The organism is Streptomyces sp. AC512_CC834, from assembly GCF_019049325.1.
GTDB lineage: Bacteria > Actinomycetota > Actinomycetes > Streptomycetales > Streptomycetaceae > Streptomyces.
Window position 1 is genome coordinate 182500 of the sequence record NZ_JAGMUO010000104.1, and the last position, 12067, is coordinate 194566.

General features: G+C 71.7%; 11 protein-coding genes. 5 read left to right on the forward strand and 6 right to left on the reverse strand.

Annotated elements, in window-relative coordinates; all coding sequences use genetic code 11:
- Positions 1–508 precede the first annotated feature (508 nt).
- The 4 genes from KUM40_RS34405 (at position 509) to KUM40_RS34420 (ending at position 5112) form a co-directional block, all read left to right on the forward strand.
- On the forward strand, positions 509–1519 hold the full coding sequence (locus tag KUM40_RS34405; protein WP_217170219.1) for a polyprenyl synthetase family protein: 1011 nt from the start codon (positions 509–511) through the stop codon (positions 1517–1519).
- Positions 1520–1838: 319 nt separating this feature from the next.
- Positions 1839–3098: a DUF2092 domain-containing protein gene (locus KUM40_RS34410; protein WP_217170220.1), complete on the forward strand. Its 1260-nt coding sequence runs from the start codon at positions 1839–1841 to the stop codon at positions 3096–3098.
- A 99-nt stretch (positions 3099–3197) separates the two neighbouring features.
- On the forward strand, positions 3198–4196 hold the full coding sequence (locus KUM40_RS34415; RefSeq protein WP_217170221.1) for an ABC transporter ATP-binding protein: 999 nt from the start codon (positions 3198–3200) through the stop codon (positions 4194–4196).
- Positions 4183–5112, forward strand: coding sequence for an ABC transporter permease (locus tag KUM40_RS34420; protein WP_374227447.1), 930 nt, complete (start codon positions 4183–4185; stop codon positions 5110–5112). Before KUM40_RS34415 ends, KUM40_RS34420 begins: the two co-directional genes overlap by 14 nt.
- A 47-nt stretch (positions 5113–5159) precedes the next feature.
- On the opposite strand, the gene KUM40_RS34425 is transcribed toward KUM40_RS34420, so the two are convergent.
- Positions 5160–5651, reverse strand: coding sequence for a DUF6668 family protein (locus tag KUM40_RS34425; protein ID WP_217170222.1), 492 nt, complete (start codon positions 5649–5651; stop codon positions 5160–5162).
- Positions 5652–5944: 293 nt separating this feature from the next.
- Here KUM40_RS34425 and KUM40_RS34430 point away from each other — a divergent pair, with 293 nt between their 5' ends.
- Positions 5945–7291 (forward strand): tetratricopeptide repeat protein, encoded by a 1347-nt coding sequence (locus KUM40_RS34430; protein WP_217170223.1) that lies wholly within the window; start codon positions 5945–5947, stop codon positions 7289–7291.
- A gap of 102 nt (positions 7292–7393) precedes the next feature.
- Here KUM40_RS34430 and KUM40_RS34435 read toward each other — a convergent pair whose 3' ends face one another.
- The 5 genes from KUM40_RS34435 to KUM40_RS34455 form a co-directional block, all read right to left on the reverse strand.
- Positions 7394–8368 (reverse strand): M28 family metallopeptidase, encoded by a 975-nt coding sequence (locus tag KUM40_RS34435; RefSeq protein ID WP_217170224.1) that lies wholly within the window; start codon positions 8366–8368, stop codon positions 7394–7396.
- A gap of 145 nt (positions 8369–8513) precedes the next feature.
- Positions 8514–8984 carry a VOC family protein gene (locus tag KUM40_RS34440; RefSeq protein ID WP_217170225.1) on the reverse strand — a complete coding sequence of 157 codons (471 nt, stop codon included), beginning with the start codon at positions 8982–8984 and terminating at the stop codon, positions 8514–8516.
- A 111-nt stretch (positions 8985–9095) separates the two neighbouring features.
- On the reverse strand, positions 9096–10154 hold the full coding sequence (gene rarD / locus KUM40_RS34445; RefSeq protein WP_217170226.1) for an EamA family transporter RarD: 1059 nt from the start codon (positions 10152–10154) through the stop codon (positions 9096–9098).
- A gap of 175 nt (positions 10155–10329) precedes the next feature.
- Positions 10330–11208 carry an SDR family oxidoreductase gene (locus KUM40_RS34450; RefSeq protein WP_217170227.1) on the reverse strand — a complete coding sequence of 293 codons (879 nt, stop codon included), beginning with the start codon at positions 11206–11208 and terminating at the stop codon, positions 10330–10332.
- A 178-nt stretch (positions 11209–11386) separates the two neighbouring features.
- Positions 11387–12067, reverse strand: a 681-nt coding sequence (locus KUM40_RS34455) for a thiamine pyrophosphate-dependent enzyme (RefSeq protein ID WP_254396086.1), incomplete at its 5' end; no start/stop codon positions are given.

A 12067-nucleotide genomic window follows, 5' to 3' on the forward strand; every position in this document is an offset into this window, starting at 1 on the left:
GCTCTTGATCCTTTGCGGTTGCCAAGCCCCAACTGGCTTGCGGGGCATAGGGAGGGCACGGATTCCGGCGGGGTTGCCTGAAGGCGTCCCGGAGTGAGCCAACTCACGGGCATCAACAAGCGCGGCAAAACGGGCATTAGTCCCAACTACTCTTCAACCGGCCTTCGGCGGGGACGGCTTCGGGTGTCGGGCGAGATGAAGAGGGAAGCGGGGTGGGGAGCGGGTGACGTTCTCGGAGTGCGGGCCGTTGGGAGGAGTGATGGGATCTTGGGTGGCGGCTTCCGGCCCGCTCGCGCTCAGGCGCGCATTCCCTCTGGCGATATCAATCAAAATCTGCTCATATCACCTGATCAAAAACATACCGTTCATGATCCGATATCGACCGGCCTGTAGCGGTGGGCGCTAGCGGTGATCGAAACGTGACCGGATACGCTGACTTGAGTGGTGGCAGCGACCTATCGACAAACCAGGTAATCGCCAGTAGACACCAGCAGACAGGAGACCCCTCGTGACCGTCGTCGGGCCGTTCGGGCTGAGCGTGCGGGACCAGGTTCTGGAAGCCGATGTCCAGGCCGGATTGGTTGCTGTCGAGGAAGGGTTGCTTGAGGCAACCAAAAGCGAGGTGCCGTTCATCACGGAGGCCGCCCAGCACCTGGTGCGGGCCGGCGGCAAACGGTTCCGACCGCTGCTGGTGATGCTCTCCTCCCAGTTCGGCGACCCCTACGCCCCCGGGGTCGTGCCCTCGGCCGTGGTCGTGGAGCTGACCCACCTCGCCACGCTGTACCACGACGACGTGATGGACGAGGCGGCCGTGCGCCGCGGGGTGCCCAGCGCGAACACCCGCTGGGACAACTCGGTCGCGGTCCTCACCGGCGACTTCCTGTTCGCCCGCGCTTCACAGATCCTCGCCGACCTCGGGCCCGAGGCGGTCCGCGTCCAGGCCCTGGCATTCGAGCGGCTGGTCACCGGTCAGATCCTGGAGACGGCCGGCCCGCAGGACGGCCGGGACCCGGTCGACCACTACCTGGACGTGCTGGGCGGCAAGACGGGCTCGCTGGTGGCCGTCTCCTGCCGGTTCGGCGCGATGATGTCCGGCGCCGACGAGACGGTGGTGGACGTGCTGACCCAGTACGGCGAGCGCCTCGGCGTCGCCTTCCAGCTCGCGGACGACGTCCTGGACATCGCCTCCGACTCCCAGGAGTCGGGCAAGACGCCCGGCACCGACCTGCGCGAAGGCATCCCCACCCTGCCGGTGCTGCGGCTGCGCGAGCGCGCCGCCCGGCTGGGGATCGCCGAGGACATCGCGCTGTGCGAGCTGCTCGACTCCGACCTGAGCGACGACGCGCGGCACGCCGAGGCGCTGCGCCTGCTGCGGGCCCACCCCGCACTGGAGCAGGCGCGGCGGGACACCGTCCGGTACGCCAAGGACGCCCGGGCGGCGCTGGCCCCGCTGCGGGAGTGCGACGCGAAGGCCGCGCTGGTGGAGCTGTGCGACGCGGTCGTGCACCGAGCCGGCTGAGCACCGGGCCGGTCGAACACCGAGCCGGCTGAGTGCCGAGCCGGCCGAGCGCCGAGCTGCCGGGTGATGTGCCGCCGGGTGCCGCCGGGTGGTGTGGCCCCACCCCCTACGGGCCGGGGGAGACCTCGCCCCTCCGTGTCATCCCGCAGGAGTAGGCGGAGTTGAGCCCGCGGTCTGACGATTCCGCTCCGGTGATTTGGTCAGATGGACACCACGGAAAAACACCAATCCTCACCGATTCGGGTGAGAATGGCGGCGCACGGGTCAACAAGTGCGAGGTCGCGAGACAGCCGCCGCCGACGACGGAGGTAGGGCACACATGGCACCGATCGATTCCGACGACAACACGACCGCCGGGGCGGGCGAGGAGCTGCGGCCCGGACGGCGCAAGGCCGCGCGGTACGTCGTCCCGGTCACGGTGATGGGAGTGGCGGCCGCGACGATCGGGCTCGTCCCCGCGCTCGCCGACTCCGGGGACCCCGACCTGCCGAAGGTCACGGCGGAGCAGCTCATCGAGAAGATCGCCAAGTCGGACGTCCAGCAGTTGTCCGGCACGGTGCGGATCAGCACGGACCTGGGCCTGCCGGACCTCGGGGGGCTGGAGAGCGGTCTGATGTCCGGAATGTCCGGCGGTCCGGGCTCGGGCGGTGACGACGAGGGCTCCGCCGCCGACCCCTCGGCCAAGCTCACCGAGCTGGTGTCCGGCAGCCACACCCTGCGGGTCGCGGCCGACGGTCCCGACCGGCAGAAGGTGTCCCTGCTGGAGGACGCCGCGGAGTACAGCCTGATCCACAACGGCAAGGACGTCTGGGGCTACGACAGCAAGTCCAACGAGGTCTACCACTCCACCGCCCCCGCCCCCTCCGACGCCGCCGAGCGGCCGGAGAAGGACGTGCCGGCCACCCCGAAGGACTTCGCCGACCAGGCGCTCGCGGCGATCGACGACACCACGTCCGTGACCGTGGACGGCACCGCGCAGGTGGCCGGGCGGGACGCGTACAAGCTGGTCGTCAAGCCCAAGCAGGACGGGTCCACGGTCGGGGCGATCACCGTGGCCGTGGACGCCGAGACCGGCACGCCGCTGAAGTTCACGCTGACCCCGACGAGCGGCGGCGCCGCCGTCGTGGACGCGGGCTTCACCAAGGTCAGCTTCGCGAAGCCGGACGCGTCGACGTTCGACTTCACGCCGCCCGAGGGCGCGAAGGTCACCGAGGGCGACGAGGCGGACAAGGCCCCGGAGCACGGGCGCAAGGCCCCCGAGCGCGGGGGCAAGGCCGAGGGCGACCTCGCCAAGGGGATGGACGGCCTCGAGGTCATCGGCGAGGGCTGGAACTCGATCGCCACCTTCGACACCGGCGGCCAGGGTCTGCCCACGGCTCCCGCGGGCGGCGACCTCGGTGACCTCGGTGACCTCGGCGGCTTCCTCGGCTCCTTCGGCGACCAGGTCAAGGGCGACTTCGGCTCGGGCACGGTCTTCAAGACCCGCCTGGTCAACGCCCTGATCACGGACGACGGCAAGGTCTACGCCGGTGCGGTCACCAAGGACGCGCTGGTGAAGGCGGCCGACGCCGCGAAGTAGGCCGTACGCCGACTGCGTACGGCCACTGCGTACGGCCACTGCGTACGGCCACTGCGTACGGTGACCGTGTACGGCGACGAGGACGAAGAGAGGGAGCCGATGGCCGAAGCGTCCGCCACGGAGCGGGAGCGCCCGGACCAGGAGAGCCCGGACCAGGAGCGCGCGGATGACGCAGTCATCGCCACCCGCGCGCTCACCAAGCGCTACCGCGGCGGACAACTCGCCGTCGACGGTCTGGACCTGACCGTCCCGGCGGGCAGCGTCTTCGGCTTCCTCGGCCCCAACGGCTCCGGCAAGACCACCACCATCCGCATGCTGATGGGCCTGATCGAACCCACCTCGGGCAGCGCCCGGGTCCTCGGCCGGCCCATGCCGCGCGCGGTCCGCACCGTACTGCCCCGGGTCGGCGCCCTCATCGAGGGCCCGGCCCTGTACGGCTTCCTCTCCGGCCGCGACAACCTGCTGCGCTACGACGCCGCCGACCCCACCGCCGACCCGCGCACCCGGCGCGAGCGCGTCGGGACGGCGTTGGACCGGGTGGGCCTCGCGGCCGCCGCCGGCAAGAAGGCGAAGGCGTACTCGCTCGGCATGAAGCAGCGACTCGGCCTCGCCGCGGCACTGCTCCAGCCGCGCCGCCTGCTCGTCCTGGACGAACCGACCAACGGACTCGACCCCCAGGGCATGCGCGAGATCCGCGCCCTCGTACGCGAACTGGCCTCCGACGGCACCACCGTCTTCCTCTCCTCCCACCTGCTGGACGAGATCGAGCAGGTGTGCACGCACGCCGCCGTGATGGCACAGGGGCGGCTGATCGCCCAGGGCGCGGTGGCCGACCTGGCGGCCGGAGCGCGCGGCCGGCTGGTGGTGACCACGCCGGACACGGGCGAGGCCGCCCGGGTGCTGAAGGAGCAGGGCGCCGGGGACGTGGTCGTCGCCGAGGACCGGGTGACGGCGGAACCACCGGACCGCGATCTCGCCGAGGTGAACGCCGCCCTGGTCGCGGCCCGCGTCCGGGTCCGCGGCTTCGTGTCGGAACGCGCCTCCCTGGAGGACGCGTTCGTCGCACTGACCGGGGAGGGTTTCGATGTCGCGGGCTGAAGCGCCCCAGGAGCCGATGACGGGGGCCGCGGCGCCGACCCCGGTGCGGGCCGCCGGCGCTCCGCGGGCCCCGAGCCCGCTGTGGTCCTTCGGACTCCTGCGCAGTGAACTGCTGATCACCTTCCGGCGCTGGCGCACCCTCGCCCTGCTGGGCGTGCTGGCCGCCGTGCCGATCCTGGTGGGCATCGCCGTGAAGATCGAGACGAGCGACGGGTCCTCGGTCGGCGGCGGCGGTGGCGGCGAGGGACCGGCGTTCATCTCGCAGGTCAGCAACAACGGGCTGTTCCTGGTCTTCACCGCGCTCGCCGCGACCCTCCCGTTCTTCCTGCCGATGGCCATCGGCGTCGTCGCGGGCGACTCGATCGCGGGCGAGTCCAGCGCGGGCACCCTCCGCTACCTCCTGGTCGCCCCGGCCGGCCGCTCCCGGCTGCTGCTCACCAAGTACGCGACGGTGATCGCCTTCTGCCTCGCCGCCACCCTGGTGGTCGCGGTCTCGGCGCTCGCGGTCGGCGCGCTGCTGTTCCCGGTCGGCGACCTGATCACCATCTCCGGCACCCGGATCACCTACACCGAGGGCCTGGGACGGGCGCTGCTGATCGCCCTGGTCGTGGCCGCCTCACTCGTCGGCGTGGCGGCCCTCGGCCTGTTCGTGTCCACCCTGACGGGCAGCGGCATTGCGGCGATGGCGACCACGGTCGGGCTGCTGATCACCATCCAGATCCTCGACCAGATCCCCCAGCTCGACGCCCTCCAGCCGTACTTCTTCTCCCACTACTGGCTGTCCTTCGCCGACCTGATGCGCGAACCGGTCTACTGGGACGACCTGGTGAAGAACCTCGGCCTCCAGGCCCTCTACGCGGCGGTCTTCGGCTCGGCGGCCTGGGCCCGGTTCACGACGAAGGACATCACCTCCTAGCCGTGGCCCGCTCGGGGTCGGCCGGGCTCGCTCGGGGTCGGCCGGGCTCAGCGCACCCGCCGGGTGAGGCGGCACAGGGAGTCGGTCCCCCTCGGCGGGCCCGCGTCCACCTCGCCCAGGCGCCAGGCGGGGACCCACGGGACGCGGTGGACGTCCACGGTCGATTCGAGCAGCCTCACGCGCTGGGCGAGCGGCCGGGGGAGCCGCCCGGGCGCGTCCGCGACGAGGACGACGGAGTCGAGGTCGACTCCCGCCGGAGCCCGCCCGCGCCGGAAGTCCTCCACGCCCCGGGCGACGGCCACCAGTCCGGCCGCGTGCGTACGCGCCACCAGCAGGACCGACGGCGGGTCCGCCGGGCCGGGCCAGCGGCGCCCGCAGTCGTGCCCGCCGTACACCGCGGCGAGCGTCGAGACCCCCGCGCCGCCGTGCGTGCCGACCCAGGAGTGGTGCCGCGCGAGCGAGGCGGGCGGTGGCTCCGGTGCGGGCGGCTCCGGCACGGTCACCGGTCCGCGGATCCATATCTCCGGTCCCTGTCGCATGCCTGACCGCCTGCCCGCTCTCCTCCCGCGTCACTCGCCCGCCTCCCGCGCCCCGCGCCCCGCCTGCCACACCCTTACGCGCCCGCCAGGCACCGACCCGCCCACCGACCCGCCGATACCGGCGTGACCTCCTGGAACGAGCCTGTGACACCCCGGTGACGTGAGAATCGCGAGCGAGCGGAGAGACTCGACTGTAGGCGCACGACAGGCATGACAGGTACGACAGGCATGACAGGCTCTGGACGGCATGGAACAGAAACCGCCGACGGAAGCCGCCGATGAGTGGGGGAACGATGTCTCGACTCGGCCGCGACAAGCAGCGGGACCACGGGCGCGCCGAGCGCTCGCCCGACCTTGCGGCGACGCCGATCGACGTCCGCGTGCCGGAGGCCGACTCCGGCGCACGCAGTGCTTCGGTCGACGGTTCACTGGTCGTCGCGGCGCCGGGGGAGGAGATCCAGAACGCCGTTCTGAACCGCCTCCACCACCTCGCCCTCGCCCTCGGCCACCCCGTCCTCGCCACGATCCACGACCGGCGCATCGGCTACTCCGTTCCCCTCCGGGTCGACCCCGACGGCTCCAGCCACCTCGCCGCGGAACCGGTGCCGACGGCACCCGAGGAAGCCCCCGGGGAAGCACCCGAGGAAACCCCTGAGGACGCCATCGAGGAGGCACCCGTACGGCAGGACCGGGCCACGCACGTCCTGCGCCCGGTGGAACCCGTGCGGGACGGTGTCTCCGCGCCGACGTTCACCCTGCGCGCCCTTCCGGAACCGGCCGAGAGCGCCCCCAGGGGTACGGCACCCGGCACGGTGGCGCCGCCGACGGGTGCGTTCGGGCCGCCGCCCAGCATGGACGGTGCCTCCACGACCGGCACCTCGGAAGACGCGGAGCCGCAGCCCGTACCCGGACCGTTCACCGCGCCCAGGCCGGCCGCCGCACCGGAACCCGTCGTCGCGCCCAGGCCGACGGCCGCACCGGAACCCGTCGTCGCCCCCAAGCCGGTTCCCGCCCGCAAGCCGGAGGCCGTCCCCGAGCGGAAGGCCGCCCCCGCCTCGGACCTCGTCCGGGACCTCGACCCCGACCCCAAGCCCACCCCCACCCCCGCCCGCGGCTTCGACGCCGTGGCCGAGGCCGTGCTCGGGGACGAACCGATCACCGCCCCCGGCGACGCCACCGTCCCCGCGCTCCTCGCGGAGCCGACGTCCCGGATCAACGAGGCCGTCAAGGAGGGACGTACGGAGGCCGCGGCACGGCTGGCGGAGCAGACGGTGACGGATGCCTCGCAAACGCTGGGGCCGGAGCACCCCGAGGTACTCCGGCTCCGCGAACTCACCGCGTACATCGCCTACTTGTCGGGCGACCCGGGTCGTGCCTTCCACCTCTCCCTGGACCTGTCCCGGATACACCGGCGCACGGGCGACGCCGAGGCCGCGTACGGCAACGTGCAGAGCGCCGCGACCGCCTGGCGTGCCGTACGCGACCCCGCACGGGGCCTGGAGCTGGGGCGCGACCTGGTCGGACTGTGGGACGAACTCGCCGCCGAGCAGGGCCCGGCCGCCGAGGACGCGGAGCAACTGGAGTCCGCCCGCGCCCGCATGAGCCGCCTCGCCGACCGCGTCCGCGCCCAGACCGGCTGACCGGACACGGCGCAGGCGCGGACGACCAGGCGCGGACGACACACGCGGACGACACCCGCGCGGTCGGCGCACGCGGGGGCGTCGACCGCGGGGGCGCCTGCCCTACTGCGACAGCTCCCACATGGCGTACGCGATGGCGTCGCTGTTGTGGTCCAGGGCCGTGTCGTTGATGTTGGCGGTGGTGTCGCAGGACGAGTGGTAGCAGCGGTCGAACGGCTGGCCCACGGTGCCGCCCCACTTGGCCGCCTGCGCGGACGTCTTGCGGTAGTCGGCGCCGCTGAAGAGGCCGCCCACGGGGACGCCCGCGTTCTTGAAGGGCGCGTGGTCGGAGCGGCCGTCGCCCTCGGTCTCGATCTCCGTGGAGATGCCGAGACCGGCGAAGTAGTCCTTGAAGGTCTTCTCGATCGTGGGATCGTCGTCGTAGACGAAGTAGCCGGGGTTGGGTGAGCCGATCATGTCGAAGTTCAGGTAGCCGCTGATCTTCGCGCGCTCGGCGGAGCCGAGACTGTTGACGTAGTGGCGGGAGCCGACGAGTCCCAGCTCCTCCGCACCCCACCAGGCGAAACGCAGGTGCTTGGTGGGCTGGTAGCCGGACCGGGCCACGGCGAGCGCGGTCTCCAGGACCGCCGAGGAGCCCGAGCCGTTGTCGTTGATGCCGGGGCCGGAGGTGACGCTGTCCAGGTGTGACCCGGCCATGACAACCTGATTCGCGTCGCCGCCGGGCCAGTCCGCTATCAGGTTGTACCCGGTGCGGCCGGAGGCCGTGAACTGCTGGACGTGGGTGGTGAACCCGGCCGCGTCGAGCTTGGCCTTCACGTAGTCGAGCGAGGCCTGGTAGCCCGGGCGCCCGTGGGCGCGGTTGCCGCCGTTCGCCGTGGCGATCGACTGCAACCGCGTCAGGTGGGCCTTGACGTTGGCTATCGGTATGTCGGGCGCCGCGGCGACAGCCGCGGGTCCGGAGGCAGGTGTGGAGGGCGCGGACGCGGACGCCACGCCGGCGGCGGAACCGCCGGTCACCAGTGTGGCGACGGCGACGGCACCGGCGGTCAGCGCACGCCCGGAAAGGGGGAGCTTCATGTGGGGGGCTCCGGATTCCTAGGGAGTCCCTGGGGAGGGGACTCCGCAGTGAATGGGGTGCCTGGACGGTGTGGTCGGGACTGACCCTGCGTCAAGACCGCTATTCGGCCACGGCATCGCGCATCCGGAAGCCCCCTGGTCGCGACTAATGGACGCAGAACTCGTTCCCTTCGGGGTCCGCCATCATCACCCACTCCCCGCCCGGCTCTTTCACCTCCCGCAGCACGCTCGCTCCCAGCGCCCGAAGCCGGTCGACCTCCTGCTCGCGCCGCCCGTCCCGCGCGTGCACGTCGAGATGGACCCGGTTCTTGACGGTCTTGGCCTCCGGTACGCGCTGGAAGAGCAGTCGCCGGCCCAGCCCGGTGCCGCTCTCCTCCTGGACGGGGTCGTCGGGGTGCCGTACGGCGACCAGGTCCCGCCAGGCGCGGCGGCCGTGGGACTCGACGGTCAGCTCGGCCGGTACCGCTCCGAAGCCCAGCAGTTTCTCGATGAGGGCGCTGTTGTCCTCCACCTCGTAGTGGAGGGCGGCGGCCCAGAAGTCCGCCTGCGCGTGCGGGGCGGCCGCATCGATGACGATCTTGAAGTGCAGGGGAGCCGGCCCCGAGGTCGATGTCATGAAGCCAGTCAATGGGATGCATGAACGGACAGGCAACGGAATCGCCGGAACCGACCCCGGCTTCCCCGGAGGCTGGCGGGGCGGGGCGAGCGAGGAGCGGCGTACCAGGGGCTACGGCGTGGGACGCGCCGTCGCGTCGCGGTGCCCGGGCGCGGCGGAATCGGCCGCCTGCGTCCCGGAGGCCACGACCCCTGTCCCCGGCTCCCGCGCGGCGGCGCCCCCCTTGACCGGCGGTACGCCCGTGCCCGCCCGGTCCAACTGCTCCCTGAGCGTCCGGGCGGTCCGGCGGGCCGTGCGCAGCGCGTCCCAGGTGAGCAGCGTCAGCGCCAGCCACACCAGCGCGAACCCGGCCCAGCGCTCGGGCGGCATGGCCTCACCGAAGTAGAGGACACCGAGCACGAACTGGAAGACCGGCGCCAGGTACTGCAGCAGCCCCAGCGTGGACAGTGGTACGCGGATCGCCGCCGCGCCGAAGCAGACCAGCGGGATCGCGGTGACCACGCCGGTCGCGGCGAGCAGGGCCGAGTGCCCGAGGCCCTCCGTGGTGAAGGTCGACTCGCCCTGCGAGCCCAGCCACAGCAGATAGCCGAGCGCCGGCAGGAACTGGATCGCCGTCTCCGCGGTCAGCGACTCGACGCCACCGAGGTTGACCTTCTTCTTCACCAGGCCGTACGTGGCGAAGGAGAAGGCGAGGCAGAGCGAGATCCACGGCGGTTGGCCGTAACCGAGGGTGAGGACGAGTACGGCCGCGAAGCCGGTCCCGACCGCCGCCCACTGCGCGGCCCGCAGCCGTTCCTTGAGCAGCAGCACGCCCATCGCGATGGTGACCAGCGGGTTGATGAAGTACCCGAGCGAGGCCTCGACGACATGGCCGCTGTTCACGGCCCAGATGTAGACACCCCAGTTGACGGTGATGACCGCGGCGGCCACCGTGACCAGGGCGAGTCTGCGCGGCTGCCGGAGCAGCTCGCCGGCCCAGGCCCAGCGCCGTACGAAGAGCAGGGCGACGCCGACGAAGACGAGGGACCACACCATCCGGTTGGCGAGGATCTCGCCGGCCCCGGCGGGCTTGAGCAGCGGCCAGAACAGCGGGATGATCCCCCACATCCCGTACGCCGCGAAGCCGTTCAGCAGGCCTATTCGCTGCTCACTCCTGGACGACCCGGCCACGGGCACCTCCTTCTACGCACACGGCCTACGCACACGGCATGCCGGAACGGGGAGGCATGCCAGGACGAAGGTAGCGCCGCACCCGGCCGCCTGTCATGCCCGTATCGGAATACGGTCATGACAGGCGGCCGGGTGTCGTGCAGCCGTGCAGCCGCCGTGCGGGTCGGTGTGGCGGTCAGTCCTTGAGCGGGGCGGCGGCGACGGCGGCGACGGCGGTGGTGACGGCCTCGGCGAGCGGTGTGGTCGGACGGCCGGTCAGCCGGGACAGGTCGCCGGTGGAGACGACCAGCTCGCCCTTCCCGATGGCGGCGTCCACCCCCGCGAAGACGTCCGCCAGCGGCCCGGGCACCCCGGCGCCGGTCAGGATGCCGGTGTAGGCCTCGATGGAGACGGGGTTGTAGACGATCTCCTTGCCGGTCTGCCGGCTCAGCTCGGCGGCGTACTCGGCGAAGCTCCACGCCTCGTCGCCGCCCAGCTCGTACGCCGTGTTCTCGTGGCCCTCGCCGGTCAGTACGGCGACGGCGGCGGCCGCGTAGTCGGCGCGGGAGGCGGAGGATACCCGGCCCTCGCCGGCCGCCTGCACGACGGCGCCGTGCTCCAGGACCGGGGCGAGCTGCTCGGTGTAGTTCTCGTGGTACCAGCCGTTGCGCAGCAGCACGTACGGCACGCCCGAGCCGACCAGCACCTTCTCGGTGGCGCGGTGGTCGTCGGCGAGTGCCGCCTTGAGGCTTTCGGGGGCGCTGGTGTAGGCGAGCAGGGCGACGCCGGCCTTCTTCGCCGCCTCGATCACGATCGTGTGCTGCTGGACGCGGCCCTTGTCGAACTCGTTGCCGGAGATCAGCAGCACCCGGTCACCGGCGGCGAACAGGCCGTCGAAGGTCCCGGGGGAGTTGTAGTCGGCGATCGCGAGCCGTACACCGCGGGCGGCGAGGTCGGCGGCCTTGTCGCGGTCCCGGACGACCGCGGTGACCTGGTCGGCCGGCACCTTGTCCAGCAGTTGCCGCACGACGTGGCGGCCGAGGTGTCCGGTGGCTCCGGTGACGACGATGCTCATGGCTTCAGTGCTCCTAGCGGGATGTGCGTTTCCACCAACCCTAGGAGCTGCGCTATCTGAACGAAAGTGCCCACTTTGAAGTAAGGTACGCACCTCGCGGTAAGGGTAGAGGCCCGGACGTTCCCCGTCCGGGCCTCTCGCGTGCTGTGAACCGGTCACCGGTCACCGGTCACCGGTGTCAGCCGACGACCGTCCAGGTGTCGTTGCCGGCGAGCAGCGCGGCGAGGTCGCCCTTGCCGTTCTGTTCGACGGCGGTGTCGAGCTGTTCGGCCATGAGGGTGTCGTAGACCGGCCGGTCGACCGAGCGCAGGACACCGATGGGGGTGTGGTGGAGGGTGTCGGGGTCGGCGAGGCGGGAGAGGGCGAAGGCGGTGGTCGCGGACGTGGCGTGGGCGTCGTGGACGAGGATGTCGGCCTCGTTGTCCGCGGTGACGGTGACGATCTCCAGGTCGCCGGTCCGCGGATTCCGTACGACGCCTTTGGTGCCGTCGGTGCCGAAGCGGATGGGCTGCCCGTGTTCGAGGCGGATCACCGCTTCCTCGGCCTGCTGCCTGTCCTTGAGGACCTCGAAGGCGCCGTCGTTGAAGATGTTGCAGTTCTGGTAGATCTCGATCAGTGCCGTGCCGGGGTGTTCGGCGGCCTGGCGCAGGACCTCGGTGAGGTGTTTGCGGTCGGAGTCGACGGTGCGGGCGACGAAGGACGCCTCCGCGCCGAGGGCGAGGGAGACCGGGTTGAAGGGTGCGTCCAGTGAGCCCATCGGCGTGGACTTGGTGATCTTCCCGGCTTCGCTGGTGGGGGAGTACTGGCCCTTGGTCAGGCCGTAGATCCGGTTGTTGAAGAGGAGGATCTTGAGGTTGAC